This is a genomic window from Pseudomonas sp. 14P5.3.2, assembly GCF_057799175.1.
Genome location: NZ_JBYOKU010000010.1, coordinates 161,354 through 187,767 on the forward strand (window position 1 = coordinate 161,354; position 26,414 = coordinate 187,767).

A 26,414-nucleotide genomic window follows, 5' to 3' on the forward strand; every position below is an offset into this window, starting at 1 on the left:
GGCTACAGTCAGTTGACTGAGTATTCAGAGGCTTGCGGTCTTCTGCCAGGCCATCCTGCTATTGCTGAGAACAGCACGAGGTGCAAAAGCATGAAAGGATTTCGACGGTTACTGGCCGCCAGCGTGGTCTCGTTCGGTGTGCTGGCATTGGCGCAACCGGTGACGGCGGCGCAGACGCCCATCCATTTTGCCGACATGAACTGGGAAAGCGGCAGCCTGATCACCGATGTTCTGCGGATCATCGTCGAGAAGGGCTATGGCCTGCCGACCGATACGCTGCCGGGCACCACCATCACCCTGGAAACCGCCCTGGCCAACAATGACATTCAGGTCATTGGCGAAGAGTGGGCCGGGCGCAGTCCGGTGTGGGTCAAGGCCGAAGCCGAGGGCAAGGTCGCCAGCCTGGGGGATACGGTCAAGGGTGCCACTGAAGGCTGGTGGGTGCCGGAATACGTGATCAAGGGCGATCCGGCCAAGGGCATCAAGCCCATGGCCCCGGACTTGCGCAGTGTCAATGACCTGAAGAAATACAAGGACGTGTTCGCTGATCCCGAGAACCCGAGCAAAGGGCGTTTCCTCAACAGCCCGATCGGCTGGACCTCGGAAGTGGTGAACAAACAGAAGCTGACCGCTTACGGCCTGCAGGATGACTACACCAATTTCCGCAGCGGATCGGGTGCGGCGCTGGACGCCGAAATCACCTCATCGATTCGTCGGGGCAAACCGGTGCTGTTCTATTACTGGTCGCCAACGCCGCTGCTGGGCAAATTCAAACTGGTGCAGCTGGAGGAGCCACCGTTCGATGCCGAGGCGTGGAAGACGTTGACCGATGCCGACAACCCGAATCCGAAACCGACCCGTTCGCTGGCGTCGAAGCTGTCGATCGGGGTGTCTGCACCGTTCCAGAAAGAGTATCCGCAGATCGCGGCTTTCTTCAGCAAGGTGGATTTACCTATCGAACCGCTGAACAAGGCGCTGGCCGAGATGAGCGAGAAGCACACCGCGCCACGCCAGGCGGCGGAAGCGTTCATGAAGGCGCATCCGGAGGTGTGGCAGGCGTGGGTGCCGAAGGATGTGGCGGAGAAGGTGGCGGCTGATCTGAAGTAGGTGACGAGTCCGCTGGCCTCTTCGCGAGCAAGCCCGCTCCCACAGGAAGACGCGTTCCAATTGTGGGAGCGGGCTTGCTCGCGAAGCTTTTACGTTTTTAAAACTTCGTCTGTACCGCCAATTCAAAGGTGCGCGGCGTACCCAGATAGTACGCCGGCGAAACATGCGCAAACTCGGCATACACCTCATTGGTCAGGTTACGCACCCGACCGGTGACGGTGGTGTGCGAGTCGACCTTATAGCTGAGGAAACTGCCGAACAGCGTGTACGACGGCACGGTCATGGTGTTCGCCGTATCCGCATACACCGACGCCACATACCGTGCATCGACCCCACCTTGCCATTGCGGCGAAAAATCATAGGTCAGCCACAGATTGCCTACCCGATCCGGAACGTTGGTCGGCGTGTTGCCCTTGCGCGACACCACTACGCCGGCGGCATTCTTTTCGGTGAAGTCGTCGTACTGCGCATCGACCCAGGCGAAGTTGCCTTCGGCCAACAGCTTGTCGGTGATCCGCAGGGAACTGGCGATCTCGATGCCTTTCGAGGTTTGCTGACCCACCGGGATGCTGCTGGTCGGGTCCAGCGGATCGGTCACGGCGAAGTCTTTGCGCTCGATGGTGTACGCGGCCACCGTCGCCGAACCACGGCCATTCAGGTAGTCGAACTTGCTGCCGATTTCCCACTGTTTGCCCGTTGAAACATCGAAGTCTTGAGTACCGTTCGGCTGCTCGGCGGCGGTGCTGTATTGCACGTAGACGTTGGCCGACGGGATGAATTGGTAAGTCAGGCCGACGCGCCCGGTGACCGGCTCCCAACTGCGTTTGAGGTGCTTCGGATTGGCGGCCGTCACGGTGCGATGGTTGGTCACGTCGAGGTCGATGTCGTCGTAACGCAGGCCGCTGAGCAACGCCAGTTTGTCGGTCAGTGCCAGACGGTTTTCCACGAACAGCGCTTTGGTGGTGACCTCGTTGGTCTTGTCGCTGATCAGTGCCGGGTTGGTGCCGGGAATGTCGTAGAAATGCCCCGGACGGTAGTTGTTCGGATCGACCGTGCTCGCGCCTTTGATATTCAGCGGAGAGTTGGTGGTCTGGTTGACCTTGTACTCGAAACCGCCGGACCAGGTGGTGTCGAGGCCGAACAGGGTGTTGTCGTGGCGCAGTTCGAACTGGTTGCCGTTCTGCTCGCCCTGATGCCGAACTTGATAGGCGGTGGAGCGGTTCACCGCGCTGTTGTCAGCGTTGTACTGATAGGTTTCGAGGTTGCGGTAATCGCGCTGACTGTCGAGGTGATACAGCGTGTTGCGCAGGGTGGTGCTGTCGTTGATCCGGTAGTCGATGATCGAGCGCACCCAGATCGTGCGCTGTTCGTAGCGCCCGTCCTCGACGTTGTAGTTGTTGAAGCGGTTGTGTTTGTCGATCTTCAACTCGCCGGCCTTGGGGTTGAGCACCGGCGTGCCCCAGTAGGGGCTGTTTTCGTGTTCGTCCTGATATTCCAGGGCCAGGGTGTGCGACAGATCCGGCGTGAGGTCGCTGAGCAACGAAAACGCCACGCTCCAGGCATCGCGTTCCTGGCGGTCGATGTAGCCGTTGCTGGTGTTGTGGCTGACATCGAGCCGCGCGTAGTGCTGCACGTCGGCGCTCGGGTCGGTCAGCGCGTGATTGAGGCCGAGCGCGGTTTCGGTGGTGTCGTAACTGCCGTAGCTGACGCGACCTTCAGCGGCTTTTTCGTCGCGAGTTGCCAGTTTGGTCACGTAGTTCAGTGAGCCGCCGACCGAGCCGGCGCCGTTGATCAGTGACGAAGGCCCGCCCACCAGCTCGACCCGATCATAGATCCACGAATCTACCGGCCGGGCGAGGCCACCGGAGACGGTGACGCCATTGAACATCTGGGTGATCTGGCTGCTGGTGAAACCGCGATAGGAGACGAATCCGCCGAAGCCTGGCGGTGCGCTGGCATTGACCCCGGGCAGGGTGTTGGCGGCGTCCTGGAAGTTTTGCGCGCCGTGACGTTCGATGTCGTTGCGGTTGGCGACGGCCACCGAGGCCGGCGTGTCGCGCACGCTGAGGCCGAGGCGCGAGGCCATGCCGCTGGATTGATCGAGGCTCAGGCCCGGTTCGCTGGTGGATTCGCCGTCGATGGTGATCGGCGCCAGGTCCACGGTGGATTGCGCCCAGGCGTTAAGGGACAGGCAGCCGCACAGGCTCGCCAGCAGAGGAATATGTTTCATCGTTGAATCCTGAATGCTTGTCTAGGAGTCAGCGCACAGGCGAACGCCGCGCGTTGGCGCAGTGGGCTGAACAATCAAAAGGGCGAAGACACTCAGGCGAGCGGTGGGGCGCGAGGGTTGGCTGAAGGCCAGGTGAAGCGGGCAGGGAGGTCGGCGCTGACGATGGGTGCCAGCGGCGGGCTGTGTTGCTCGGGCAGAACCGCGAGGGTCAGGCTGGAGTTGAATGCCGGGCCCATGCCGCCGCCGACCGAGCACAGCGGACAGCCGAACGCCTTGGACAGGGTCGGCAGTTGCTCTTCGGTGGGATTGCTGGCCAGCGGCGCTTGAGTGGCCGGGTCGACCGCACAGAACTGGCCGCCGATACCGTTGAGCTGCATCCCGACCATTTGCCCGTGACCGATGCTGCAGGCGAACACGTTGAACAGGACGCAGCAATAGAGCATCCAGGCCAGCAGTGAGCGATCGGAACGGGTGAATTTCATGGGGCGGCACTTTACCGTACCGCCGATCGGTCGTGCACTTCAAAAAATGCCAACTAGGATGTTTTGTTCAAATCCCTGGAAAGGATTCTCGACCATGACCTTTGTGTTGGCTCAATGGCTGGTGACGATATTTGCAGTGATCGCCCTGGTACATGTGTATTGGGCGCTGGGTGGACAATGGGCGGCGGTGGCGGCGGTACCGCAAGTGCCGGTGCAAGGTCTGGTGGCAACGGTGCGACCGGCGTTCAAACCGTCAGGCTGGATTACCTTGGTGGTGGCGGCAGCATTATTGGCGATTGCCGCGCTGGTGTGCATGCGGGTCGGCTGGGGCATGCCGGCGGTGCACCACAAGGCGTTGCAATGGGTGATCAGTGCGATTGCATTGTTGATGTTTGCCCGGGCGATCGGCGATTCGAATCTGGTGGGGTTCTTCAAAGAGGTGAAGGGTTCGCGGTTTGCGCGGCTGGATACCTGGGTGTATTCGCCATTGTGCCTGGTGTTGGGGGCGGGGTTGCTGGCGGTGGCTTGGATCTGACCCGGTTCATGGGTTGGCAGTACCGGCCTCTTCGCGAGCAAGCCCGCTCCCACAGGGGAAATGCATTCCAAATGTGGGAGCGGGCTTGCTCGCGAAGAGGCCCGCTCAGACACCATAGGTGTAGAAACTAACTACCACTATCGGTCCTGCGACTACTCACCTCAGCCGGCACATCATCCCCGGCCATGCGCTTGCGGAACAATGCCGCCCGCGCCAGCAGCAGCGTGGTCACCGGTACGGTAATCGCCAGCAGAATCGGAATCAGCCACGCGTGCAGCACTGGCCCGGACTTGAGCACCGAGAAGCAGATGATCGATGCCAGCGCCACACACCAGGCGCCCAGCGTCGAGGCCAGCGCCGGCGGGTGCATGCGCTGGAAGTAATCCTTCATGCGCAGCAATCCGGTCGCACCAATCAGCGCAAACACCCCGCTGAGCACCAGCAGGATCGCCACCGGAATCTCGACCCACAGCGACAATTCAGCATTCATTCGATCACCTCGCCACGCAGCAGGAATTTCGCCAGGGCAAACGAGCCGACGAAGCCGAACAGCGCGATCAGCAGCGCCGCCTCGAAGTAAGTGTCACTGGAATAACGAATGCCCAACGTCAGCATCATCAGCATGGCGACGATGTACAGGTAATCCAGAGCGAGTACCCGATCCTGTGCCGAAGGCCCCTTGAACAGGCGAATCAAGGTCAGGACCATCGCCAGCGAGAATAGAAACAGCGTCAGCAGAATCGCGTTCGACAGCAGCGGGCTCATTCGAAAATCTCCATCAACGGCTGCTCGTAGGCAGTCTTGAAGTGGTGGATGAAGTGCGCCTCGTCATCCAGATCCCAAACGTGCAGCAGCAGGATGCTGCGATCCAGCGCCAGCTCCGACCACACGGTGCCGGGCACCACGGTGCAGATCATCGCCAGAGTGGCCAGACCGTGGGCGTCGCGCAGGTCCAGCGGCACTTTGACGAAGCGCGAACGCGGCGGCCGGCGACCGGCGTTGAGCACGCCCCAGGCGACGATCAGGTTGGAGAGGATCACGTCACGACCGACCAGCAGGAACAGGCGCAGGATCGTCAGCGGGCGGCGAATGCGTACCTGTTTCGGACGCAGCTTGCGCATCATCAGCGGTGCCGCGAACCCCAGTATTGCACCGAGCAGCAGATTGCCCGGGCTGACAGACAGGTTCAGCGTGAGCCACAAGGCCCACAGTGCCAGTGACAGCCACGGCGCGGGAAATACACGCTTCATGGTTGCACCTCCAGCATCGCCGCCTTGGCTTCAGGGCTTGGCACGGCGCGAGTGCCGAGCACCGCCATCACGTATTGCTGCGGATTGTTCAAGGCGTCGGCGGTGGCCTGGGTGTAGCGCAGCAATGGCTCGGCCTTGAAGGTCAGTGCAATGCTCAGCCCCAGCAACAGGAAGATCGGCGCACATTCAAGCTTGCGCAGCAGCGGCGAAGGGCGCTCTTCGGGTGTCCAGAAACGCTGGATACCCATACGGGCGAATGCCATCAGTGAGGCCAGTCCAGAGAGGATCAGCAGCGCCAGCAACGCCCATGCGGCATTCGAGATTGGAGCATCAGTCCCCAGCCCCAACGGATTGAGCAGAGCACCGATCAGGTTGAGCTTGCCGATGAACCCGGACAGCGGCGGCATGCCGATGATCAACAGCGCGCAGGCTATGAAGCTCAAACCGAGAAACGCCATGGTCCACGGAATGACCTGACCGACCACCGCTTTCTGTTCGTCGTCGAGGTTGATGCCTTTGGGCGGTTGCAAGGATTCCTGCGGACGTGGCAACAACTCGTTTTCGTCCTCCAGCGGGATTTCGTTGGCCGAACGCGAACGCTCAATCAGTTCGGCCAACAGGAACAGTGCGCTCAGGGCCAGGGTCGAGCTGACCAGATAGAACAGCGCTGCGCCGATCAGGTTCGGCTGGGCGAAACCTACCGCCGACAGGAGAATCCCCGCCGACACCAGAATGCTCAGGCTGGCCATGCGCTCCAGACGTTGCGCGGCCAGAATCGCCAGCGCCGCGCAGGCCATGGTCGCCATGCCGCCGTAGATCAGCCAGTCACCACCGAAGAATGCCGAAGCCCCGGCTTGCCCGGAGAACAGCAGCGTCCACAGGCGCAGCAGGGTGTAGACGCCGACCTTGGTCATGATCGCGAACATCGCCGCCACCGGTGCGCTCGCCGAGGAGTAGGCCGGCACCAGCCAGAAGTTCAGCGGCCACATGCCGGCCTTGGCCAGGAACGCCACGGCGAGAATCCCCGCGCCGGCGTGCAGCAAGCCACGGTCGGCTTCCGGCACCAGTGGAATCTTCAGCGCCAGATCGGCCATGTTCAGGGTGCCGGTGACGCCATAGATCAGCGCCGCGCCAATCAGGAACAGCGACGAGGCCAGCAGGTTGATCGAGATGTAATGCAGCCCCGACGACACCCGCGCCCGACCCGAGCCGTGCAGCAACAGGCCATAGGAGGCGGCGAGCAGCACTTCGAAGAACACGAACAGGTTGAACAGGTCGGCGGTGAGGAACGCGCCGTACAGGCCCATCAGTTGAATCTGGAACAGCGCGTGGAAGCTCGACCCCGCGCCGTCCCAGCGCGCCATGGCAAACAGCAGGGCGCTGACGCCGATGATGCCGGTCAGCACCAGCATCAACGCCGACAGGCGATCGACCACCAGCACGATGCCGAACGGCGCCTGCCAGTTGCCCGGCAGGTACACGCCGATGGAACCGGGCACACCGGTGGTTTGCGTCCACTGCAGCAGCATCACCGAAATGAACAGGCCGACGAGGCTGGAGAACAGATTGATTTTCGCCTTCAGCGGGCGGTGCTTTTCGCCGAGCATCAACATGATGGCGGCGGTCAGCAGCGGCAGCAGGATCGGTGCGGCGATCAGGTGAGTCATCGCCATCATTCCTTGGGCTCCCGGCCGTCGACGTGGTCGGTGCCGGTCAGGCCCCGCGACGCCAGCAACACCACCAGGAACAGCGCGGTCATGGCGAAGCTGATGACGATTGCCGTCAGCACCAAGGCCTGTGGCAGCGGATCGGTGTAGTGCAGCAGGTCCTGGGTCACGCCGTCCTTGATCACCGGCTCTTTACCGATGAACAGGCTGCCCATGCTGAAGATGAACAGGTTGACCGCGTAGGACAACAGGCACAGGCCCATGACCACCTGGAATGTCCGTGGCCGCAACACCAGCCAGACACCGGACGCGGCGAGTACGCCGATGGCGATTGCGATGACTTCTTCCATCAGACGGCTCCTTTGCTGGCGACGGACTTGGGCAGCGACGCGGTCTTGTGACCACGCACCGATTGGTGGGCGAGCGCGGTCAGAATCAGCAGCGTCGAGCCGACCACTACGGCGTACACGCCGATATCGAAGAACAGCGCACTGGCGATATGGATCTCGCCCAGCAGCGGCAAGGCGAAATGCCAGGTGTGGGTGGTCAGGAACGGATAGCCGACCGCCATCGCCCCGAGACCGGTGGCGGTGGCAAACAGCAGGCCGGTGCCCATCCAGCGCAGCGGTCGCAGGCTCATTTGCGCCTCGACCCACTGGGTGCCAGCGACCATGTACTGCAGGATGAACGCCACTGACATCACCAATCCGGCGACGAAACCGCCGCCCGGCTGGTTGTGGCCGCGCATGAACAGGTAGAACGACACCACCAGCGCAATCGGCAGCAACAGGCGCACCAGCACTGCCGGCACCATCATGAAACCGAGCGCGGTGTCGCTGGCTGTACGCGGGTTGACCAGATCGGTGACCACGTCCGGCGCGAGCAAGCGTTGCTGGGCCGGCAATTGCAGGCTTTCTTTCGGCGGGCGGAAGCGGCGTAGCAGGGCGAACACGGTCAGTGCCACGGCCACCAGCACGGTGATTTCACCGAGGGTGTCGAAGCCACGGAAGTCCACCAGCATCACGTTGACCACGTTGCTGCCACCGCCCTCGGGCATGGCACGGCTGAGGTAAAACGAGGAAATGTCGTTGGGCGTCTGCCGCGTCAGCATGGCGTAGGACAGCAGTGCCATGCCGGCGCCGACCGCAATCGACAGCAGCAAGTCGCGCAAGCGGCGCACCCGGGCCTTGCGCAGGCTCGATGGCAGTGGCGAGACTTCCTCGATGCGTCGTGGCAGCCAGCGCAGGCCGAGCAGGATCAGCACCGTGGTCACCACTTCGACCGCCAGTTGCGTCAGGGCCAGATCCGGCGCCGAGAACCAGACGAAGGTCACGCAGGTCATCAGCCCGCAGACGCTGACCATGGTCAGGGCGGCGAGACGGTGATACTTGGCCTGCCATGCCGCGCCGAGGGCGCAGGCAATCGCCAGCAGCCACAGGGTGACGAACACGATGGAGCCCGGAATCTTCGGCCGGTCGCCCCAGCTCAGGCTGCTGTGCAACATCGGGATCAGGCCGGCGAGCACTGCCGCCAGGACCATCAGGAACAGTTGCATCTGCAGGCGCCGGGTGCCGAGTCGGCGTTCCACCCGACGGGCCATGCGCATCATGATCACCAGACTGCGCTCGAACAAACGCTTGCCGTTGAAGCGGCCCACCAGCGGCGGGTATTTGAAGCGGCCACGCTTGAGCTGGTTGCGCAACAGCAGATAGACCACGATGCCGCCGGACATGGCGATCAGACTCATGATCATCGGTGCATTCAGACCGTGCCAGATCGCCAGGCTGTACTCGGGCAACGTGCCGCCCACCACCGGCAGCGCGGCGGCCGCGAGCAGCGGGCCGACCACTTGCGCCGGGAAGATCCCGACGACCAGACAGGTGAACACCAGCAGCTCCACCGGCGCACGCATCCAGCGCGGCGGTTCGTGCGGGGTGTGCGGCAGGTCGGTAGCCGTCGGGCCGAAGAACACATCGACGGTAAAGCGCAGCGAGTAGGCGACGCTGAACGTACCGGCGATGGTCGCGACGATCGGCAGTGTTGCTTCGACCCACGCGGTGGCGTTGATGAACACGGTTTCGGCGAAGAACATTTCTTTCGACAGGAAACCGTTGAGCAACGGCACGCCAGCCATCGACGCACTGGCAACCATCGCCAACGTGGCGGTGAACGGAATCAGTTTGATCAGGCCGCTGAGTTTGCGGATGTCACGGGTGCCGCTCTCGTGGTCGATGATCCCGGCGGCCATGAACAGCGAAGCCTTGAAGGTCGCGTGATTGAGGATGTGGAACACCGCCGCGACCGCCGCCAGTGGGCTGTTCAGACCCAGCAGCAAGGTGATCAGGCCCAGATGGCTGATGGTCGAGTAGGCCAGCAGACCCTTGAGGTCGTTCTGGAACATCGCGCAATACGCGCCGAGCAACAGCGTACACGCCCCGGCGCCGCTGACGATGTAGAACCACTCTTCACTGCCGGACAGCGACGGCCACAGGCGCGCGAGCAGGAACACTCCGGCCTTGACCATGGTCGCCGAGTGCAGATAAGCCGAAACCGGGGTGGGCGCCGCCATGGCGTGCGGCAGCCAGAAGTGGAAAGGGAACTGGGCGCTTTTGCTGAGGGCGCCGATGAGGATGAGGGGAAGCAGAACAGGATAGAGGGCATGTGCGCGAATCTGATCGCCGGCGGCCAGGACCTTGTCCAGGTCATAGCTGCCGACGACATGGCCGAGGATCATGACCCCCGCCAGCAGGCACAATCCTCCCGCACCGGTGACCATCAGCGCCATATAGGCGCCACGCCGGGCGTCAGAGCGGTGGTGCCAGTAGCCGATCAACAGGAATGAGAAGAGGCTGGTCAGCTCCCAGAAGAACACGATCTGGATCAGGTTGCCGGAGATCACCAGCCCGAGCATCGCACCCATGAACGCCAGGAAAAAGGCGAAGAAGCGCGGCACCGGGTCGTCCGGCGACATGTAATAACGCGCATATAAAGAGACCAGTGCGCCGATGCCCAGCACCAGCAGCGAGAACAGCCAGGCGAAGCCGTCCATGCGCAGGACGAAGTTCAGACCCAGGCTGGGCAGCCACATGAACTCTTCGCGAATCACCCCGCCGTGGGCGATTTGCGGGTACAACAGCGCGACCTGCACGGTGCCGATCAAAGCGACCAGACCTGCCAACAGGGATTCGGTATTACGCGCGTTGTGTGGCAGCACCGCTGCCAGACAGCTGCCAATGAATGGCAGAAGCAGTAGAACTATCAGGGACATAGGCTTCTAATCTGCGGAAGTTTGTGAAGCATCATACGTGCCAGCTCCCTGATTACCAAACTCGAGGATGTCTCAGAATCCTACAAAGTAGTCTGGAATTTTCTGTTTGGCATTGTTTCAGGGACGTGGATGTTGGCGCTGATGGCCCTTCCGCGAGCAAGCCCGCTCCCACATTTGAAATACATTCCAAGGTGGGAGCGGGCTTGCTCGCGAAAGCGATGGGTCAGGCACTGAAGATATTGCGGATCAGCCTTGGGTTTCCCGCTCCAGCTCAGCGTCTACTTCGTCAACCTTACCCTTGGTCTTCAGCTCACTGACAATCACCGCCGCGACAATCAACCCCGCGCCAACCAAGGCAATCGTCGGCAAGCGCTCCCCGGCAATCCGCCCGACGATCCCGGCCCACACCGGCTCACCGGCATAGATCAAGGTTGCCCGGGTCGGCGAAACACTCTTCTGCGCCCAGTTCATCGCCACCTGAATCGCCGCACTCGCTGCGCCGAGGCCCAGCGCGGTCACCAGCAAGGTCCAGGAAAAATCCGGAAGCGCTTCGCCGGTCGGCACCACCAGCAGGAACGACAGGACAGAGGTCACCGCCAGCTGCACCACGGTCACCCGGCGCACGTCGACCTGACCGGCGTAGGTGCTGATCAGAATGATCTCGGCGGCAATCGCGATGGCACTGATCAGCGTGGCGATTTCTCCGGGGCTGAAATTCAGCGAAGCGCCGGACGGCCCGGACAACAGCATCAACCCGGTAAACGCCAGCATGATGCCGATGCTTGGCATCAACCCCGGACGACGGCCCAGCACCAGCCATTGCAGCAACGGCACGAAGGGCACGTACAGCGCGGTGATGAATGCCGACTGGCTGCTCGGGATCGTTTGCAGGCCAACCGTCTGCAAGCCGTAACCGAGCATGATCGCCACGCCGATGAAGGCGCCGGCCTTGAGCTCGAACAGGGTAAGTTCACGCAAGTGACGCCAGGAGAACAGCGCGACAATGGCGGCCGCAGCGGCAAAGCGCAGGCCGACGAAGAACATCGGGCCACTGACGGTCATGGCGTGTTGCACCAGCAGGAACGTGCCGCCCCAGACCATGGTGATCAGCACCAGCACGCACTCGGCCTTGCTGAAGCGGGAGAAGCGGAGAGGGGTGGAGGAACCGTTCACTGACGTCATGACCTTGCGCACTATAAAAGGCAGGACGCACAATGCGCCCAACGTTGCGCAGTATACTGCCCAACCCCACCGAGTGAGCAATATAGTGCACAAAGATTCCAGCCAACGGGCGTCCGTCCTGCAACACGTCAGTCATAACGTCCGGCGCCTGCGCCACGCTGCCGACATGAGCCAGACCGCGCTGGCGGAAAAGTCCGGCGTCAGTCGGCGCATGCTGGTGGCGATCGAGGCCGGGGAAAAGAATGTCAGCCTGACCACCCTCGACCGGGTCGCCGAAGCGCTCGACGTAGCGTTCAGCGACCTGATCCAGGCCCCCGACGCGCGCGATACCAGCCGCATCAACGAGGTGGCGTGGGCTGGAGTGATTCCCGGCAGCAAAGCGGTGTTGTTGTCCAAGGCGACCGCTACCCGTGAAGTCGAGCAGTGGGAATGGTGCCTGCAACCGGGTGAGATTTATCCTTCGCAACCAGACGCCGATGGCTGGAGCGAACAGATTTACGTGTTCGAAGGTTGCTTGACGTTAACGGTTGGCGACGTGGCCAACACCATTTCCGCCGGTGAGTTTTTCATGTTTGCCAGCAACCAGCCGCACGGCTATCGCAATGACGGACCGGTCGCGGTGCGGTTTGTGCGCAATGTGGTGATTTGAAATGAATCAGAACGCAGACATCCTGATTATCGGCGGGGGCCTTAGCGGTACGATGCTGGCCGTGCAATTGCTGCGTCTGCCCGGGCAACGCAAGATTCTGGTCATTGAGCCACGCGCTGAACTCGGGCGCGGTGAAGCTTACAACGCGGTCGAACTGGGGCATACGCTCAACGGCAATGCGGCGCGCATGAGTGTCGACCCGGACAACCCCGATGATCTGACTCAATGGCTGACCGCGCACATCGCTGCTGGTGGCTGGCCGGAATCTGCCGAGCAGAATGTGCCAATCAGTGAGCTGTTTCCGCCACGTGGATTGTTTGGCATGTATGTGCAGCAGCGTCTGGCCGAAGCGCGGGTCGTTGGTGCGCAGCACGCTTCGACGGTCGAGCACATCTGCGCCGAAGCCGTCGATGTGCAAACCGATGCCGACTCGGTGCAACTGAGCTTGAGCAATGGGCGACGGTTGTGCGGCACCTACGCCGTGCTCGCCACGGGCATGTTCCCCGCCGCCCGCACGCCGCAGAAACAATCCAGTGGCCTGAACGCCGCTGCGCTTGATCCGTGGGATGTTGCGGCCATGCGTCAGCTCGATCCGCAATCGACCGTGCTGATCATCGGCTCCGGCCTGACCATGGTCGATGCGGTGGTTTCGCTGGAGCAGGCCGGGCATCGCGGGCCGATCGAAGTGTTTTCCCGTCATGGACTGTTGCCCCATGTGCGGCGCCAACCGCCGGCGTGGGTGGATTTTCTTGCTGAAGATCCGAGCATCCGCACGCCGCGACAGTTGTTGCGCGAGCTGCGCAGGCATTGCCGCGAGGCGATCGCTCAGGGCATCGATTGGCAGGCGCCGCTGGACACGGTGCGGGCGCACATCGGACGGCTGTGGAGTCAGGCGACTGACGTGCAGCGTCGACAATTCGTACGCCATGTACGGCCGTGGTGGGAGAGCCATCATCACCGTTCGCCGCCGTTGAGTGCGGCATTGGTGGAGCGCTTGCACAACGAGGGGCGGTTGCGGATTCAGGCGGCGTCGTTCAAGGGGCTTGAGCCGGTGGCGGGCGAGGGTGTGAGTATTCGGATTCGGCGTCGGTGCGAAGCGGAAACCTGTGTGGTACAGGGGGCAGCGCTGATCAATTCCAGCGGCATCGAGTACGATTGGCGCCGCGTCGCGCGACCGCTGCCGCAGCAGTTGCTGGCGCGCGGGCTGGTGCGCCCAGGGCCGTTGGCGTTGGGGATTGCGGCGGCGGTGGACGGTGCGGTGCTGGACGCTGAAGGGCAGGCCGGCAGCCGATTGTTCGCGATGGGGCCACCGTTGCGCGGGATGTGGTGGGAGAGCACGGCGGTGACGGATGTGGCATTGCAGGCGAAGGCGTTGGCGGCGCGGCTGGTGGAATGAAAGCAGACCGGCTGCACAGATCCCTGTAGGAGTGAGCCTGATCGCGATAGCGGTGGGTCTGTCACCTCATTGCTGAAGGGGCTGACGCTATCGCGAGCAGGCTCACTCCTACAGTTGAACGGGGCAGCTCAGTCATCTCGGCAGTGCATTCATCAGCCAGCGCTGGCGAATCTGTTCCATTCGCCCATCGGCGCGCAAGGTTTCCAGTGCCTGCTGCCAGCGTTGCACCTGACCCGGATCGGTCTGCAGCGAAAAGGCAATGTAGGTGTCCTGTTTCATCAGCGGAATCTGATACTGCAAGCGTCCCGGTTCCATGCCTTGGGTGCGGGCCAGCGCGGCGGTGGAGAGTGTGTCGGAGACCACGAAATCGGTTCGGCCAAGGCTGAACAGCCGCATCATCTGTTCCGGGGTTTCGACGCCGTCGAGGTTCTTCAGGTTCTGCTGTTGCAGGTAGCTGTAGATCAGCCATTTGCGCGGCACGCTGATACGACCGGCCTGATCCGCCTGCTGCAGGGTTTTTACCGGCGGCTGGTTGTTGGCATGGGCATACAGCGCGGTTTCGACTTCAATCAGCGGCCCGACCCATTGATAGCGGTCATCGCGCTCGTCGGTACGCAGGACGGTGAAGACGCCGGTGTTGGGTGTTTCGCTGGCGGTGCGCAGGGCGCGCAGCAACGGCACTTGTTGCAGATCGATCCGGTCGCCGGTCTGTTCGGCCAGCGCGCGCACCACATCCACGCCGTAGCCCACCAGTTGATCGCCTTGCTGGAAATGCAGGGGCGGGTGGTTGTCGGTGAGCAGTTGCAGATCGGCCGCATCGGCCGCCAGGGCCAGGAGTGACAGCAGACACGCGGCAATCCGTTTCATGAATCGTCCCTGAAAAATTGATCGCGAAGCTTAGTACGGGCCGGTGGTGGCTGTCGTGAGGAATGTACGGGGCTTTTGTGTCAGAAACAAAGGCTGATTGGCAGCATCGGATTGACCTCAAAACAATTGTGGGAGCGGGCTTGCTCGCGAAAGCGGTGTGTCAGGCAACATTGTTGTTGACTGACACGGCCTCTTCGCGAGCAAGCCCGCTCCCACATTGGCTGATGCGGCGGCTGAAGAGTTACGCCACCACGCGATAGCACGGCACATACGCCGCGCCGCCCGGCAGTTTCATCCGATGCTGGGCGACGAAGGCTTTGAGCAGCGCGTCGAGCGGTTGCATGATCGCCGCGTCACCACGGATCTGGTACGGCCCGTGTTCTTCGATCAAGCGGATGCCCTTGTCCTTGACGTTGCCGGCGACGATCCCCGAGAACGCGCGGCGCAGGTTGGCCGCCAGTTCGTGGGGCGGCTGGTCGCGGTGCAGTTTCAGATTGGCCATGTTCTCGTGGGTCGGATCGAACGGACGCTGGAAACTCTCGTCAATCTTCAGCAGCCAGTTGAAGTGGAACGCGTCGTTACGCTCGCGGCGGAACTGCTTCACCGCTTTGAGACCCGCCGTCATCTGCCGGGCGACCTCGGCCGGGTCGTCGATGATGATCTGATAGTGCTGCTTCGCTGCATCGCCGAGGGTGGCGGTGACGAACGCGTCGAGTTGTTCAAGATACGGCGCGGCATGTTTCGGCCCGGTCAGGATCACCGGGAACGGCAGGCCGGCGTTGTCCGGGTGCATCAGGATGCCCAGCAGGTACAGGAACTCTTCGGCGGTGCCGGCGCCGCCCGGGAAGATGATGATGCCGTGGCCGACACGCACGAATGCTTCCAGACGTTTTTCGATGTCCGGCAGGATCACCAGCTCATTGACGATCGGGTTCGGCGCTTCGGCGGCGATGATCCCCGGCTCGGTCAGGCCGAGGTAGCGACCGCCGTGGATGCGCTGTTTGGCGTGGGCGATGGTCGCGCCCTTCATCGGGCCTTTCATCACGCCGGGGCCGCAACCGGTGCAGATGTCGAGGCTGCGCAGGCCCAGTTCGTGGCCGACTTTCTTGGTGTATTTGTATTCTTCGGTGTTGATCGAGTGACCGCCCCAGCACACGACGATTTTCGGCTCGACGCCCGGACGCAGGGTGCGCGCGTTGCGCAGCAGGTGGAACACGTAGTCGCTGATGCCTTGTGAGGAGCTGAGGTCGATGCGTTGGCTGTCGAGTTCGTTTTCGGTGTAGACGATGTCACGCAGGGCGCTGAACAGCATCTCGCGGGTGCTGGCGATCATTTCGCCGTCGACGAACGCGTCGGCCGGGGCGTTCAGCAGTTCGAGGCGCACGCCGCGATCCTGCTGGTGAATGCGGATTTCGAAGTCCTTGTAGGCTTCGAGGATAGTCTTGGCGTTGTCGACATGCGCGCCGGTATTGAGGATGGCCAGGGCGCACTGGCGGAAGAGGGTGTAGGTGCTGCCGGATCCGGCTTCGCTCAGTTGCTGAACTTCACGTTGAGAAAGGGTTTCCAGGCTGCCTTTCGGGCTGACCGAGGCATTGATTACGTGTCGTTGGGTCATGCAATGATCCTTAAAACGATGTCATTCCAGTGGCAGGCGAATGGCATCCGAATAGTGTGTATCCATGAATGAAGATGGCACGATCTGCGCTGTACCGCCATGTCCCCCGTTGGACGCTGAAAAGATGAAAAGGGCCCCCAGCATAGCTAAATCCCCGATAGAGGCGATAATGCGCCGGCGAGTTTTTTCCGTTGCCCTTTTTATCGCTCAAGGAAGTCATGCCCGATGTTCGAGATCCAGCCGATGGACCCAGCAACGTTTCGCCAGCAGACCCGCCGCAGCACGCTGATCATTGCCGTGCTGTTTCTGGTGTTGGCGATGGTGCTTTCGACGGCGGCGGTGGCGCTGTTCGGCGAACCCGGCGGCGACAATCTGCGCTTCAATGTCGGCGGGGTGTTCGTCGCGTTCCTGCTGACGGCGGCGCTGATGCGCGGGCAGTTCTGGCATCAGACCTGGATGGCCCCGGCGGTCTATAGCTGGCGGCTCAAGCGCAGCCTGATGAGCGTGACCAACGTGATGCATCAGGTGACGGCGGCGGTGGAACAGAACGATCCGACCGCGATGAAGGTGCTGCGCTTCTATCATCTGGGGCTGACCCAGATGCACGAACTGGACGGTAACTCCAGCGATCATGCGCAATTACATCGGGAAGTCGAAGCGCACAAGGAGCGGATGCAGGCGCTGGGTCTGGAGATCGACCAGAAGCGCCTGGATCCGGCCTGGCTGCAAGCCTTGAAACCCTCCACGCGTTAAAACGGGATGCGGCTGGCGCGGCGCAGTTTCCACGCACGGGCCAGGCGCCCGTAGACCAGCAGGTTGATCACCAGCACCACGCTGCCCAGCGCCAACTGGATCTGCGGCGTCAGCCCGGCGGGGTAGATGATCGGCCAGACGTAGTGCTCGATGAAGCCGCCGGCGTATTCGGTCTGCCCGGCGGCGTGGCGCATCAGGTTTTCCCAGTAGGTCAGCGGACAGGTCAGGTGCAACACCTCGACTGCCACGCCCCACGCGGCCGCCGGCAGATGCAGACACATCAAGCGTGGCCACTTGAGTACCAGCAGCCCGCCGAACAGCACGAACAGAATGAAGCACAGATGAAACAGCACCAGCCCGTCGGCTGCGATTCGGTACAGCATGTCGTCTCCCTGACGCGGTTGTGAAGGCTCCCATGCTACGCCGACAGTCGCACCGGGGCGCGGAGATTTAGCGCAAGTGCGCAAGATTGTTCAAGCCGCGACAGTGCATTTGCTGGCAGAGTCTGCGACCGTTTCCTCGGTTGAAGAGCGTTATGTCTGACTCACTTATGCCGCGCCGTGCGTTTCTTCGCGGCGCTGCGGCGATCATGCCGTTATCACTGGCGACGGCGCCGTGGGGGCTGCTGGCCGGCTCCATGGCGATCGAAGCCAATCTCACGCCGTTACAGGGGCAGGGCCTGTCGAGCATCGTGTTCGCGGGGGCCGCGCAACTGGTGGCGATCGGCATGCTCAAGGGCGGTGCCGGGATTTTCTCGATTCTGTTGACCACGCTGCTGCTGACCTCGCAACACTTGCTGTACGGGATGAGCATGCGCTCGGTGATTTCGCCGCTGCCCGCGCGCTGGCGCATCGGCCTGGGCTTTTTGCTCACCGATGAGCTGTTCGCCCTGACCAGCCAGCATGACCGTCAGCAGTTCAATCGCTGGTACGCATTGGGCGTCGGCCTGACGTTCTATATCGCCTGGAACCTCTTCACCCTGGCCGGCATCGTCCTGGGCAGCAGCATTCCGGGGCTTGAGCACTTGGGGCTGGACTTCTCGATTGCCGCCACCTTCATCGCGTTGATCACCCCGGTGGTGCGTAACGTGCCGACCGTGGTGTGCGTGGCCGTGTCTTTGTTCTGCTCGGTGTTGTTCAGCTATTGGCAGTGGGGCTCGGCGCTGGTGTTGTCAGGGCTGGCCGGGATGACCGCAGGATTTGTCTGCAACAAGCTTTATCGGGGGCGCACATGATGGTCTGGGCAGTGATTTTCGGCATGGGGATTCTGGTGTTCCTCAACCGATACGTGTTTCTCGAACCGCGCCTGCCGGTGCGTTTGAGCAGTAATGCTCGGCAGTTTCTCGGGTTTGCCGTACCGGGCATGCTCACCGCGATTTGCGGGCCGATCGTGTTCATGCCGGATAAACAACTGAATTTGCAATGGGATAACCCGTATTTGCTGAGTTCGTTAGTGGCAGTAGGTTTGGTTATCTATACCCGTAATACCTTGCTGAGCATGCTATTGAGCATGGCGTTCTTCTTTTTGCTGCGCTGGTGGCTGTAAGTTGGACGGGTAAAATTGTTCTACGCTTTAAGGATGTACAGTCTTTTTATACAAGCGGGGGTGCGCATGACGACCGAGCAAGAACGTCCAGATGAAGACGAAGATGTCGATGAGCCGAGCGAAGAAGAGATCGAGCGTGAAAAACGCAAAGAACAAACGTGGAAACACGATGATGGCAAAGAGCTGTCATGGCCTGATCTGAAGCCTTGATCGATCAGATACGAAAAAGCCCCGCCAGTGCGGGGCTTCTTCTTGGGTTCAAAGATCTTCCAACTGCGTGAAATCGGGGTGTGCAGCCCGATATCCCAGGGTTTTGTCGATCCAGGCATTGAGCTCGTTGACCATCACCGGCGGATGGCCGGGATAATTCTTGAGGGTGGTGCGCAAGATACGTTCAATGTCGGGAACTGAGCGCAGGTTTCGGGTCTTGATGTAGTGGCCGATAAAACAGTCGAGTTGAAAGCGTTCTGTCATGGACAGATAGATACACTCCAGGCCGTTGGCCTGTTTGATTGCAAAATCGTCGCGCAACTTAGTTCTCTGCAAGGCTTGTAAAAGTTGTAGGGGATTCCTGGTTTTTTGTTGACTCTTTGGTCAACTGGTATGCCAAACGGAAATGCGGCGCGCATGCTATCCGTAGTGCTACAAAATGTATCTAAGCTGATTGAAGAGTCAGACAAGCGGTTGGTTTTAATCAAACGACTGCTTCAATTGATGTATCGATATTGAAACATTAAGTGTAAAGAAACGGTTTCACTTGCATGGTGACGCAGGTCATGTGTAGACACTGCCGAAGGTTTCGACCGTTGCGACATTGAATACACGTGCCATGGCGACCATTATTTAGGGCAGCGCTTCAATCAGTTCGGCACCCTGATTGCGCGTGTTGCCCACCGCTTTGCTGACTTTGTGCCACTGAAACGTTTCGCTGTTTTCACCTTCGAACAGCAACATCTGTTCGGCGCGCTCGACGGGCGTGGCCGGGTCCAGCCATTCTCGGGCGAGCTCGGCGCAGAGTACGATCGGACGCCGATCGTGAATATCGAGCAGGCCACCGGCACTGTCGGCGGTGATGATCACAAAACCATCGTCCTCCCGCGCTGGTGCATCGGGTGTCGGCAGTTGACCGATGGCAGCGCAGAAAATCGGCCCATTATCCGCTCGTCGAATCAGCCAGGGCTGGCGGAGTTTTTCTTCGGTATCGACCCATTCGAACCAGTTGTCGACCGGCACAATCAGTCGATGGCGCCAGATCGCGCGGAAGAACGGGCCGTGGGCAACTTTCTCCACCCGCGCATTGATCGGCGCGGCGCGATCCTTCGCCCAGTGCGGGCGCCAACCCCAGCGCAAAGGGTCCGCATACAGCTGGTGTTGATGCTGATGAAGCACGGCGAGGGCGGTGGTCGGCGCGGCGTTGTATCGCGCCAGCGGCGCATCGCCGACATGATTGATCAGCGCATCGGGAATGCTCAGCACCGCGACAAAGTCGTGAATGCCACGGTACTGCGAGAGTCTTCCGCACATACGCCGAATCTCCGGTTGGACGCTTTCAGCTTAGTTGGCTGCGGCCAATCAATCCTGCGCCTCCTGACCGGTGAACGTATCGCGCCAGGCCAGCCAGCGGCGTTCAAGCATGGCGAGCAGGCCGTCGCTGAGTTTTCCGAGCAAGGCGAGCACGATAATCGCCGCCAGCACGATGTCTGGTCGCGAGGTTTCGCGGCCGTCGCTGAGCAGATAACCCAGGCCCTTGGTCGCAGCGATCAGCTCGGCGGCCACCAGAAACATCCACGCCAGACTCATGCCGCTGCGTAGCCCGGTGAACAGGCCGGGCAGGGCGGCGGGCAGCAGAATCCGCCGCACCAGTTGCCAGCGGCTGAAACCATAGATGTGCCCGACCTCGACCAGTTTGCGATCGATGTTGCGAATCGCCGCGACCACGTTGACGTACACCGGAAAAAACGCGCCGATGGCGATCAGCACGATTTTCGAGGTTTCGTCGATGCCCAGCCACAGCAGCAACAGCGGCACCCAGGCCAGGCTCGGAATCGAACGCAGGGCGGCGAACGTCGGTTCCAGATACGCCTCGGCCTCACGGCTCAGGCCGACCCAGGCGGCAAACACCAGCGCGAGGCTGGCGCCAATCGCAAATCCCAGCAACACGCGGATCAGGCTCGCGCCGATGTGTTTCCACAGTGCGCCTTCGGCGAGGTCGGTGAGGGTCAGGGCAATCTCGCTCGGGGCGGGCATCTGATAGGACGGTAGCCAGCCGATGCGCACGATGAATTCCAGGGCGATCACGATCAGCAGCGGCAGGGCCAGGCCCTTCAGGCGCCGGCGCCATGTCGGGTGGAGAGGAGGGCGGGGCCTCGACAAGCTGCGAGGTGCCGGCAGTTCGTTACTGCGAGTGGTCATACGTTGGCTCCACTCACAGTCCATCCGCAACTGGCGCGGATGGGCTGTGAGTCTGGTCGATTACTGGCGGGCGACGGCTTGTTGCACACCGCTGTCGAGCAACTGATCGATGACTTGATCGACATTCACCCCACGCCGCACCAGTTCCTCAGAGACCAGAATCGGTGCCGCCGCCTTCGAGGCCTGCACGTCGTTGGCGGTCAGTTGCGGGCTGCTCAGGTCAGTGCGCGACAGTTGCAGTTTGGCCACGTCCAGCGGCAAACCGGACTCTTTGGCGAGCAGCGCGGCGAACGCTTCGGGATTTTTCAGCGCCCATTCGCGCGCCTGCTCGTAGGCTTTGATCACCGTGTCGATGGTTTGCGGATGCTCCTTGGCGTACTGCTCGGTGACGCTGACCACGCCGTAGCTGTTGAACGCCGGATTGCGATACAGCAGACGCGAACCGGCCTGCACTTGACTGGCGGCCATGTGCGGGTCGAGCCCGGCCCAGGCGTCGACATCGCCTTTTTCCAGCGCGGTACGACCGTCCGGATGTTGCAGGTGCACCAGTTCGACGTCGTCTTTCTTCAGCCCGGCCTGTTGCAGGCTGCGCAAAGTGAAAAGGTACGGATCGGTGCCTTTGGTGGCGGCGATTTTCTTGCCCTTGAGATCGGTGACGCTCTGGTACGGCGAATCCTTGCGCACCACCAGCGCAGTCCATTCGGCGCGGCTGTAGACGTAGACCGATTTGATCGGGCTACCGTTGGCGCGGCTCAGCACAGCGGCAAGGCTGGCGCTGGAGGCGAAATCGACGCCACCACTGTTCAGATATTCCAGCGAACGGTTACTGCCCTGGCTAAGCACCCAACTGATTTTGGTCTGTGGCAGGGCCTTTTCGAGAAAGCCGAAATGCTTGAGCACCAGACTCACGGGGGAGTAGTAGGCGTAATCCAGATGCACCTCGGCGGGAGGGGCTTCGGTGGCGTGGGCCAGAGGTTGCAGGCTCAATGCCATGGCGCTGGCGACCAGCAGCGTTTTGAGTCGGGCAAACGGTAAGAACGATGTCATGGGGGGCGCTCCGGCGAAGGCACTGTTTTTTATGTCCAAAAATATATTTTTATCGGCTGCGTCCTGCATGAATGGAATATTGCAGGCTCTGTGCCATGTGCGTTTTGGCTAATGTTTACGGGGTTTTCACCCGTTTTGGCGCCTTTCAACTGTTGCTTGGGCAACACTGTGGTATCGCACTGTTGCGCAGCGGACAGTGAGCATTCGGAGCACTGAGCTTATGCATTAATCGAATTTAAAATTGGTTTATCAAGAGCGTTATGGTCTATGAAAAATCCCGTCGCAGGACCTCCCATGAAGCTCTCCCGTTTGCTCCGCAGCACACTGATGATTGCCCTGTTCGCCGCACCGCTTGCCTACGCCGCCGAGCCGGTGGTACTGCATGTCGGTGATCAGAATTACTACAACATCCGCGCCTCGGTGGAAGCCTCGGGCGTGTTGAAGGACGCGCCTTATACCGTTGACTGGAAGCACTTCCAGGCCGCTGCGCCATTGGCCGAGGCGTTGCAGACCGGCTCGCTGGATCTGGGTTTTCTGGGCGATTCGGGTTTCCTGTTTCTCGCCGCCAAACAGGCGCCGGTAAAACTGATCGGAGTGTCGCGACAAAACCCGGACACCATCGCGTTACTGGTGCCGAAAGATTCGCCGGTGAAAACCATTGCTGATCTGAAGGGCAAGAAAGTCGCCTACTGGCCCGGCGCCTGGAGTCAGCAGTTGACCTTGCGTGCCCTGGAGCAGGGCGGTCTGCCGGAAAATTACGTCGATTTCGTCAAGCTGATGCCGATCGATGCGGCGGCTGCGTTGCCGCAGGGCAGCATTGATGCCTTCCCGGTGTGGGAACCGTACATCTCCCAGCAAATCGTGTTCTCCGGTGCGCGGCCGATTCTCACCGCGAAAAACCTGATGCCGGGCCTCAGCGCGATTGCCGCGTCGGCGCCGTCGATCGACAGCAAACGCGCAGCGATCGCCGATTTTCTCGGACGTTTGAAGCGCGCTCGAGCCTGGGTCGACAGCCATACCGACGAATACGCAGACTTGTGGGCGAAGAAGGCCAACCTCGATCAGGAAGTCTCGCGACACTGGTTGCGCCAGGCGCACATGACCGTCGGGCCGGTGGATCAACAGGCGGCGGCAGACCTGCAGGGCACCGCGGACTTCCTGTTCAAGGTCAAGGCACTGCCGGCGCCGCTGGCTACCGCCGGGGTCATCGATACCTCGTTTCAGCGGGCATTGGCCGACTGAGCGAGCGCCGTAACCAAAGCCTGTGTACCCTATCCAGACCTGGCTCCCGAGGCCGGGCGCAGGGATGGATCAGGGCGAGGGAGTTTTGCCAGTCGACAACAGGGCCGCAAGGGTCAGGCGCAAGGCAAAACATGAAATACGCGTTCAAACTTATCTGTGCAGCGGCCATCGCCTTTGGGTTGGCCGGCTGCATTGCCGCGCCCATCGAGATGACCGCACAAACCGAAACCCGGCTCAAGTCCCAGGCACCAGTGCGCTTTCTGCTGACCTTCGACGATGGCCCTAGCGCTTCGAGCTTCTGGAACCCTTCGGCGACAGTCCTCGACAGCCTGAAGGTCAACCCGGTGCAACCGGACATCAAAGCGGTGTTCTTCGTCCAGACCCGCGCCCCCCGCGCCGGCAACAGTGAGATTGGTCGCGGGATCATGCGGCGCGAGCACGCCGAAGGGCACATCCTCGGTTTCCATACCGCCACCCATTGGCACACCAACCATCGCTCGCTCGATCCGCAAGAGCTGGAGCAGTCGTTGGCCAACGGCAGCGCTGATATCGCCGCGATCACCGGCGCTGCGCCGATCCTGCTGCGCCCGCCATTCTGGAATTACGACAAGCGCACCTTCGCCGCCTATCAACAGCACGGCCTGCATGTACTGCTGACCGATTTGAGCGCCAACGACGGCAAGATCTGGGGCTTCAATGCCAGCCCCCGACGTCGGGCGAACATGCTGCGCCAGCTATCGGAGGTTCGCGAGCGCATTGCCCTCGGCGAATTCCCTACCGTGGACGGGGTGATTCCGGTGGTGGTGACCTTTCATGACCTCAACCGCTACACCGCGCGGCATACCCGCGAATACCTGCAGATCCTGCTCGACAGTGCCGCCGCCACTGGCGTGAGGCTGGCGGACAAACCGTTCTACGATGATCGCGCGGCGCTGCAGAAAGCGGCGTTGGCGCGCACGGTTCAGCAAAGTTCGGATGCGGTGCAATTGCCGGGGATGTGGAACTGGATCTGGGATCATGACGCGCACTGAGACCGCGCTGAAAATGTGATCGGGTTGGCACTTGCCGGGGCGGCAGATTATTGATCGCTCATCTATGCTGAATCGGTCGACCGACTCATCGCCTGCGAGGCGTGCGCTCATGCTAGCCATTGCCGACATCTGCCGGATTGTCGAATCCGGCTTTCCGTCGCTTGAATGCGAATGCACACAAGTGGAGCAGGGACTGCTGCGGATCAAGGTCTATGAGCCGGACTCCGGGCGAGTCGAGTTGTTGCTCAATGGCGTGTCGCCGGAACATCTGGTGACGATCCGCGATATTTCCAACTTCATTGGTGAATTGCGCACGGAAATGAGCGCCGGGCGCCGGGCATTCGCCGGTTGAAACCTCACAAGCGCCGCTGAAACGCCTGCACGATGCGCAACGTCGCGTCGCTGGTGGGCAGATTCTGCACCGCGTCCAGCGGATGCCAGATGCACTCGGTGATCTCGTTTTGCGGGCGCAACTGCTCAAGGTCGGGCACTGAGGCCTCGTAGACATGATGCTGCGTGCTACCACTGCGCAGTTCCATCAGATACAACATTTGTTCGGCCTTCAGCGCCGTTTCTTCCTGCAACTCGCGCATCGCCGCTGCGGCCTTGGTTTCCCCAGGCTCGACCTTGCCGCCGGGCAATGTCCAGCGACAGTGGGGTTTGCGCACCAGGAGAACGTGTCGTTCCTGCTCGCAAATGACGGTTGCGCGTACTTTCATCTGTTACCTGTTCACTGCTTGTCACATTAATGAAACAAAACTGCAATATTCGAGCCGGGCCCCGGTTTATAGGTTCCCTCGGGTTTTTTGAGCGTTTGGCGTGGCTAAAAGTGCCAGCGATTTGGCACATCGCTGGCTGCGAAGTAACGGCCCGTGGCGGTTTGCAGCCAGGGCGTGCGGCTTGCATCGTTTGGTAGCAGAGAAGAAGCAATGGCCTATGCCGCTGCGTTGCCGGGTTAGAGACAACGCTCGGCGCGGGCGCGAAGTCACACCGCGAGTTGATGCAAATGTAACGAAAGAGCCCCGGTACTTGCCGGGGCTCTTGTTGAGGGCAAGGTCGGTATCAGTGAACTTTGGTTCGGCTGATGGAGCGGGTTTTCACTTCCTTGGCATATGACTGCAATCGTTCTTCATCACTCTGCAGCACCTCGCAAGACCTCAGGACCGCCTGGGCATCCGCTTCATTGCCATTCTTGCGCAGCTGTTCGGCAATGCGTTTGAGGTCGACCGCCGACCATCTCAGATCCGATGCAACGGCTTGCAGGTCGCGCTGAAGTTCGTGTTCGTATTCATTGAGCCGCATGATCACCTCCGGAACATTCTCGGTAGAACAGAGTAGTCGCATTTGCGGGCGATGTTTTACAGCTCGTCTGTCACCCGGCGGAACGTGTGTAAATATTTGTCCAATTTCCCGTATGGGCGTGGTCCGCTGTGGATGTACACCCGGTTACACGTTACATTCGCTTTTTTTCAGATCAGGGAAACACCATGCGGATATGGATCGGGAGTTTGGCGTTGGCATTGCTGGCAGGTTGCTCATTGCCAGCATCGCTGGTTCCGGGCGAGCCAAATCTCAGCAAGACCACCACCAAGGCGCCTAAAGACTATGCCGCGTGCTTGTTGCCGTTGTGGCAGCAGGACATTCCGAAGACCACGCAGACGTCCATTTCCAATGGCTACCGGATCAAGGCGCCGAGCCTCGTCACCGCTGACGAGATTCTCGACATCATCAAATACAAGGACGGCAGCCGGGTCTCGTTGTATCAGGGACCGCCATGGGCCAAGTCCGGGTCATTGCGCAAATCGGTGCGTGACTGCCTCTGACGCAGCGCTTCAGTTTTAGCAGCCAGCCGTAAAAAAAGCAGAAACCGTATCGTCGGTTTCTGCTTTTTTTTGCTTTTCACGCAGGCCGCGATGCTGCGCCCCCAGGCTATGACCAAAACTCATGGCCCCATGATTTTTAATGGTTACAGCCCGCATCAGCCCCGGTGTTAAAAAATCGCAAACACAGCTCATCAATAACAACCAGAGAGCGTTTGCAGCCATGTCCCATTTTCCCCGACGCACCTCCCCACGCCCGTTATTGAGCGCACCGGCCATTCGGCCCGTGTGAGCTATCGAACATCCCTCGTATCGC

General features: G+C 61.0%; 31 protein-coding genes. 12 read left to right on the forward strand and 19 right to left on the reverse strand.

The genetic code is table 11. From position 1 onward, the window contains the following. The first annotated feature begins 90 nt into the window (after positions 1-90). Positions 91-1,107, forward strand: a complete 1,017-nt coding sequence (locus AC27VU_RS11065; RefSeq protein ID WP_488724061.1) for an ABC transporter substrate-binding protein — start codon at positions 91-93, stop codon at positions 1,105-1,107. Between the two features lie 97 nt (positions 1,108-1,204). Here AC27VU_RS11065 and AC27VU_RS11070 read toward each other — a convergent pair whose 3' ends face one another. Both AC27VU_RS11070 and AC27VU_RS11075 read right to left on the reverse strand, forming a co-directional pair. After that, entirely contained in the window at positions 1,205-3,337 is a 2,133-nt protein-coding gene (locus AC27VU_RS11070) for a TonB-dependent receptor (protein WP_488724062.1), read from the reverse strand. Positions 3,338-3,429: 92 nt separating this feature from the next. Continuing rightward, complete coding sequence (locus tag AC27VU_RS11075; RefSeq protein ID WP_262142581.1) at positions 3,430-3,819, reverse strand: DUF2946 domain-containing protein; 390 nt, start codon at positions 3,817-3,819, stop codon at positions 3,430-3,432. Between the two features lie 94 nt (positions 3,820-3,913). Between AC27VU_RS11075 and AC27VU_RS11080 the strand changes: the two genes are divergently transcribed. Continuing rightward, a complete protein-coding gene (locus tag AC27VU_RS11080; RefSeq protein WP_003225962.1) occupies positions 3,914-4,354 on the forward strand; it encodes a DUF3995 domain-containing protein in 441 nt (146 codons plus the stop codon). Positions 4,355-4,481: 127 nt separating this feature from the next. Here the strand turns inward: AC27VU_RS11080 and AC27VU_RS11085 are convergent, their stop codons facing one another. From AC27VU_RS11085 to AC27VU_RS11115, 7 genes are all read right to left on the reverse strand, one after another. After that, positions 4,482-4,844 carry a Na+/H+ antiporter subunit G gene (locus AC27VU_RS11085; RefSeq protein ID WP_003225960.1) on the reverse strand — a complete coding sequence of 121 codons (363 nt, stop codon included), beginning with the start codon at positions 4,842-4,844 and terminating at the stop codon, positions 4,482-4,484. Further along, a complete protein-coding gene (locus AC27VU_RS11090; protein ID WP_003225959.1) occupies positions 4,841-5,119 on the reverse strand; it encodes a K+/H+ antiporter subunit F in 279 nt (92 codons plus the stop codon). The genes AC27VU_RS11085 and AC27VU_RS11090 overlap by 4 nt, the downstream gene beginning before the upstream one ends. Further along, the gene (locus AC27VU_RS11095) at positions 5,116-5,604 is read right to left on the reverse strand and encodes a Na+/H+ antiporter subunit E (RefSeq protein WP_488724063.1); all 489 of its coding nucleotides are present in this window, start codon (positions 5,602-5,604) and stop codon (positions 5,116-5,118) included. The genes AC27VU_RS11090 and AC27VU_RS11095 overlap by 4 nt, the downstream gene beginning before the upstream one ends. Continuing rightward, the gene (locus tag AC27VU_RS11100; protein WP_003225955.1) at positions 5,601-7,280 is read right to left on the reverse strand and encodes a monovalent cation/H+ antiporter subunit D; all 1,680 of its coding nucleotides are present in this window, start codon (positions 7,278-7,280) and stop codon (positions 5,601-5,603) included. The genes AC27VU_RS11095 and AC27VU_RS11100 overlap by 4 nt, the downstream gene beginning before the upstream one ends. Then, positions 7,277-7,621, reverse strand: a complete 345-nt coding sequence (locus AC27VU_RS11105; RefSeq protein ID WP_003225953.1) for a Na+/H+ antiporter subunit C — start codon at positions 7,619-7,621, stop codon at positions 7,277-7,279. Before AC27VU_RS11105 ends, AC27VU_RS11100 begins: the two co-directional genes overlap by 4 nt. Then, a complete protein-coding gene (locus tag AC27VU_RS11110) occupies positions 7,621-10,539 on the reverse strand; it encodes a monovalent cation/H+ antiporter subunit A (RefSeq protein ID WP_488724064.1) in 2,919 nt (972 codons plus the stop codon). Before AC27VU_RS11110 ends, AC27VU_RS11105 begins: the two co-directional genes overlap by 1 nt. 246 nt (positions 10,540-10,785) lie before the next feature. Continuing rightward, entirely contained in the window at positions 10,786-11,721 is a 936-nt protein-coding gene (locus AC27VU_RS11115) for a DMT family transporter (RefSeq protein WP_488724065.1), read from the reverse strand. A gap of 85 nt (positions 11,722-11,806) precedes the next feature. Between AC27VU_RS11115 and AC27VU_RS11120 the strand changes: the two genes are divergently transcribed. Next, positions 11,807-12,370: a helix-turn-helix domain-containing protein gene (locus AC27VU_RS11120; RefSeq protein ID WP_103522382.1), complete on the forward strand. Its 564-nt coding sequence runs from the start codon at positions 11,807-11,809 to the stop codon at positions 12,368-12,370. Between the two features lies 1 nt (position 12,371). After that, positions 12,372-13,766 (forward strand): FAD/NAD(P)-binding protein, encoded by a 1,395-nt coding sequence (locus AC27VU_RS11125; RefSeq protein WP_488724066.1) that lies wholly within the window; start codon positions 12,372-12,374, stop codon positions 13,764-13,766. Positions 13,767-13,898: 132 nt separating this feature from the next. Here the strand turns inward: AC27VU_RS11125 and AC27VU_RS11130 are convergent, their stop codons facing one another. Both AC27VU_RS11130 and ppnN read right to left on the reverse strand, forming a co-directional pair. Next, positions 13,899-14,633 (reverse strand): substrate-binding periplasmic protein, encoded by a 735-nt coding sequence (locus tag AC27VU_RS11130; RefSeq protein WP_103484192.1) that lies wholly within the window; start codon positions 14,631-14,633, stop codon positions 13,899-13,901. Positions 14,634-14,874: 241 nt separating this feature from the next. Continuing rightward, positions 14,875-16,248, reverse strand: a complete 1,374-nt coding sequence (gene ppnN, locus AC27VU_RS11135; RefSeq protein WP_003225941.1) for a nucleotide 5'-monophosphate nucleosidase PpnN — start codon at positions 16,246-16,248, stop codon at positions 14,875-14,877. Positions 16,249-16,473: 225 nt separating this feature from the next. Between ppnN and AC27VU_RS11140 the strand changes: the two genes are divergently transcribed. Beyond that, positions 16,474-17,001, forward strand: a complete 528-nt coding sequence (locus AC27VU_RS11140) for a DUF3087 domain-containing protein (protein WP_103484191.1) — start codon at positions 16,474-16,476, stop codon at positions 16,999-17,001. Here the strand turns inward: AC27VU_RS11140 and AC27VU_RS11145 are convergent. Further along, a complete protein-coding gene (locus tag AC27VU_RS11145; protein ID WP_488724067.1) occupies positions 16,998-17,384 on the reverse strand; it encodes a DUF2784 domain-containing protein in 387 nt (128 codons plus the stop codon). The genes AC27VU_RS11140 and AC27VU_RS11145 overlap by 4 nt on opposite strands. A 152-nt stretch (positions 17,385-17,536) precedes the next feature. Here AC27VU_RS11145 and AC27VU_RS11150 point away from each other — a divergent pair, with 152 nt between their 5' ends. From AC27VU_RS11150 to AC27VU_RS11160, 3 genes are all read left to right on the forward strand, one after another. Beyond that, positions 17,537-18,235, forward strand: coding sequence for an AzlC family ABC transporter permease (locus AC27VU_RS11150; protein ID WP_488724068.1), 699 nt, complete (start codon positions 17,537-17,539; stop codon positions 18,233-18,235). Beyond that, positions 18,235-18,546 (forward strand): AzlD domain-containing protein, encoded by a 312-nt coding sequence (locus AC27VU_RS11155; protein ID WP_177434727.1) that lies wholly within the window; start codon positions 18,235-18,237, stop codon positions 18,544-18,546. Before AC27VU_RS11150 ends, AC27VU_RS11155 begins: the two co-directional genes overlap by 1 nt. Positions 18,547-18,612: 66 nt before the next feature. After that, on the forward strand, positions 18,613-18,756 hold the full coding sequence (locus AC27VU_RS11160) for a hypothetical protein (RefSeq protein ID WP_177434724.1): 144 nt from the start codon (positions 18,613-18,615) through the stop codon (positions 18,754-18,756). 48 nt (positions 18,757-18,804) lie between these two features. Here AC27VU_RS11160 and AC27VU_RS11165 read toward each other — a convergent pair whose 3' ends face one another. The 4 genes from AC27VU_RS11165 to AC27VU_RS11180 form a co-directional block, all read right to left on the reverse strand. After that, positions 18,805-19,077: a hypothetical protein gene (locus AC27VU_RS11165; RefSeq protein WP_103484188.1), complete on the reverse strand. Its 273-nt coding sequence runs from the start codon at positions 19,075-19,077 to the stop codon at positions 18,805-18,807. A gap of 312 nt (positions 19,078-19,389) precedes the next feature. Continuing rightward, complete coding sequence (locus tag AC27VU_RS11170; protein WP_488724069.1) at positions 19,390-20,070, reverse strand: SOS response-associated peptidase; 681 nt, start codon at positions 20,068-20,070, stop codon at positions 19,390-19,392. 48 nt (positions 20,071-20,118) lie between these two features. After that, complete coding sequence (locus AC27VU_RS11175; protein WP_201137310.1) at positions 20,119-20,958, reverse strand: ABC transporter permease; 840 nt, start codon at positions 20,956-20,958, stop codon at positions 20,119-20,121. A 60-nt stretch (positions 20,959-21,018) separates the two neighbouring features. Then, on the reverse strand, positions 21,019-22,005 hold the full coding sequence (locus tag AC27VU_RS11180; protein ID WP_488724070.1) for an aliphatic sulfonate ABC transporter substrate-binding protein: 987 nt from the start codon (positions 22,003-22,005) through the stop codon (positions 21,019-21,021). Between the two features lie 294 nt (positions 22,006-22,299). On the opposite strand from AC27VU_RS11180, the gene AC27VU_RS11185 reads away from it, so the two are divergent. The 3 genes from AC27VU_RS11185 to AC27VU_RS11195 all read left to right on the forward strand — a co-directional run bounded on the left by AC27VU_RS11185 (position 22,300) and on the right by AC27VU_RS11195 (position 24,630). Further along, entirely contained in the window at positions 22,300-23,247 is a 948-nt protein-coding gene (locus tag AC27VU_RS11185) for an ABC transporter substrate-binding protein (RefSeq protein ID WP_262142327.1), read from the forward strand. Positions 23,248-23,378: 131 nt separating this feature from the next. Further along, positions 23,379-24,278 carry a polysaccharide deacetylase family protein gene (locus AC27VU_RS11190; RefSeq protein WP_488724071.1) on the forward strand — a complete coding sequence of 300 codons (900 nt, stop codon included), beginning with the start codon at positions 23,379-23,381 and terminating at the stop codon, positions 24,276-24,278. 109 nt (positions 24,279-24,387) lie between these two features. Then, on the forward strand, positions 24,388-24,630 hold the full coding sequence (locus AC27VU_RS11195; RefSeq protein WP_003225919.1) for a DUF1652 domain-containing protein: 243 nt from the start codon (positions 24,388-24,390) through the stop codon (positions 24,628-24,630). Between the two features lie 4 nt (positions 24,631-24,634). Here the strand turns inward: AC27VU_RS11195 and AC27VU_RS11200 are convergent, their stop codons facing one another. Then, positions 24,635-24,997, reverse strand: a complete 363-nt coding sequence (locus tag AC27VU_RS11200; RefSeq protein WP_103484182.1) for an NUDIX hydrolase — start codon at positions 24,995-24,997, stop codon at positions 24,635-24,637. Positions 24,998-25,340: 343 nt separating this feature from the next. Beyond that, positions 25,341-25,580, reverse strand: a complete 240-nt coding sequence (locus tag AC27VU_RS11205; RefSeq protein WP_003225914.1) for a hypothetical protein — start codon at positions 25,578-25,580, stop codon at positions 25,341-25,343. 185 nt (positions 25,581-25,765) lie between these two features. Between AC27VU_RS11205 and AC27VU_RS11210 the strand changes: the two genes are divergently transcribed. Then, positions 25,766-26,101: a hypothetical protein gene (locus AC27VU_RS11210; protein WP_003225912.1), complete on the forward strand. Its 336-nt coding sequence runs from the start codon at positions 25,766-25,768 to the stop codon at positions 26,099-26,101. 15 nt (positions 26,102-26,116) lie between these two features. Here AC27VU_RS11210 and AC27VU_RS11215 read toward each other — a convergent pair whose 3' ends face one another. Continuing rightward, a complete protein-coding gene (locus tag AC27VU_RS11215; protein WP_488724072.1) occupies positions 26,117-26,323 on the reverse strand; it encodes a hypothetical protein in 207 nt (68 codons plus the stop codon). Between the last annotated feature and the right edge of the window lie 91 nt (positions 26,324-26,414).